General features: G+C 64.9%; 2 protein-coding genes. Both read left to right on the top strand.

Features of this window, described 5'->3' with window-relative positions; translation table 11 throughout:
• Positions 1-1,016 (top strand): L-serine ammonia-lyase (locus Q4E95_RS11395; protein WP_303383421.1); only part of this gene is annotated, 1,016 nt, incomplete at its 5' end.
• A gap of 16 nt (positions 1,017-1,032) precedes the next feature.
• On the top strand, positions 1,033-1,517 hold a 485-nt coding region (locus Q4E95_RS11390), incomplete at its 3' end, for a metallophosphoesterase (RefSeq protein WP_303383420.1).

The following is a 1,517-nucleotide window of genomic DNA, read 5'->3' as shown; positions in this document are numbered from 1 at the left end:
TGCCCACTCACCCCAACGGCATGAGTTTCGAAGCCTACGACGCCGCCGGCGAGCTTCTGCGCGAACGCGTCTACTACTCGGTGGGCGGCGGTTTCGTGGTGGACGAATCAGCGTCCGGCTCGGACAAGGTCGTGGCGGACACCACCCCCGTGAAGTACCCGTTCAACACCGGTGACGAGCTGCTCGCCGTCTGTGAGACCGAGGGTCTGTCCATTGCCCAGGTCATGATCGCCAACGAAGAATCGTGGCGCCCCGCGGAGGAGACTCGGGCTCAACTGCTGCACATCTGGGACGTGATGCAGGAGTGCGTGGAGAACGGGTGCACGCGCGAGGAGAAGACGCTGCCCGGGGGACTGAAAGTGCGGCGTCGGGCGCCGGAATTGCGGCGTCGCCTGCGCGCCAAGGAAGCGGACAACGACCCCATGCGCGGCATGGACTGGGTCAACCTGTGGGCGCTCGCGGTGAACGAGGAGAACGCGTCCGGCGGTCGCATCGTCACCGCGCCCACCAATGGTGCGGCGGGCATCATCCCGGCGGTGCTGCACTTCTACACGCGTTTCATGGAGGATGCCAACGACGACGGAGTGATCAACTACCTCCTGACCGCCGCGGCAATCGGCATCATCATCAAGGAAAACGCGTCCATTTCCGGCGCAGAGGTCGGCTGTCAGGGCGAGGTGGGCTCGGCGTGCGCCATGGCGGCGGCGGGCCTGTGCGCCGTGATCGGTGGCACCCCGCGGCAGGTGGAGAACGCCGCCGAACTGGGGATCGAGCACAACCTGGGTCTGACGTGCGATCCCGTGGGCGGTCTGGTGCAGATCCCGTGCATCGAGCGCAACGCGATTGCCAGCGTCAAGGCCATCAACTCGGCGCGGCTGTGCATGCACGGGGACGGCGAACACAAGGTCTCGTTCGACCAGGTCGTGAAAACCATGCGTGAGACCGGCGCGGACATGAAGGTCAAGTACAAGGAAACATCCCGCGGTGGCCTGGCGGTCAACGTGATTGAGTGCTGAGCGCCACAATAGAGCGGTGAGCACATCCATTCTTCTCCTTGCCGACACCCACCTCCCCAAGCGCGCCAAAGCCCTCCCGGATCAGGTGTGGGACGAGGTCGACGCCGCAGATGTCGTGATCCACGCCGGCGACTGGGTGGACCTGGACACCTTTGAGGCCCTCCGGAACAGGTCCCAGCGCTTGATCGCCGTGTGGGGCAATAATGACGGTCCGGAATTACGGGAGCTCATGCCCGAGACCGTTCACTGGGACATGGAGGGCCTGCGATTTGCCATGACGCATGAGTCCGGAGCATCGACCGGGCGCGAGAAACGCATGGACAAGGCCTTCCCGGACACTGACGTATTGATCTTCGGCCACAGTCACATCCCCTGGGATTCCGTATCTCCCGCGGGCATGCGCCTCCTCAACCCGGGCTCACCCACGGATCGACGCCGCCAGCCACACTGCACGTACATGCGGGTCACCGCCGACGACGGCGCGCTCACCTCGGTCGAGCT

The organism is Kocuria sp. (genome assembly GCF_030536815.1).
Lineage (GTDB): Bacteria > Actinomycetota > Actinomycetes > Actinomycetales > Micrococcaceae > Kocuria > Kocuria gwangalliensis.
Note: the sequence above shows the minus strand (reverse complement) of the source record. Positions and strands in the feature narration are given on the sequence as shown.